The organism is Pseudoalteromonas sp. MER144-MNA-CIBAN-0113, from assembly GCF_040308965.1.
Lineage (GTDB): Bacteria > Pseudomonadota > Gammaproteobacteria > Enterobacterales > Alteromonadaceae > Pseudoalteromonas > Pseudoalteromonas tetraodonis.
In genome coordinates, this window is sequence record NZ_JBEOOG010000589.1 from 1 (window position 1) to 238 (window position 238).

The window sequence follows — 238 nt, forward strand, 5'->3', positions numbered from 1 at the left end:
GAATCTGGGTCGTCAAAGCGACCGTGTTTTTCATTGGCTGCAGCACGTTTTTCTTGCGGGCGTTCGCGTGGATCTTGAATCGACAACGCCGCCACAATAACAATCACTTCACGCAATGCGCCAAGTTTGTGAGCTGTGAGCACCATTTTAGCTAAACGAGGGTCTACCGGTAATCGGCTGAGTTCTCTACCTGAAGCGGTTAAACTCGTTTTACTATCACGTTTGTCTGGTTTTACTG

At 48.3% G+C, this 238-nt stretch carries 1 protein-coding gene; it reads right to left on the minus strand.

Annotated features, from left to right (window positions below; all coding sequences use genetic code 11):
• Positions 1 to 238: hypothetical protein (locus AAEY57_RS21060; RefSeq protein WP_350608793.1), on the minus strand; the 238-nt coding region annotated here is incomplete at both ends.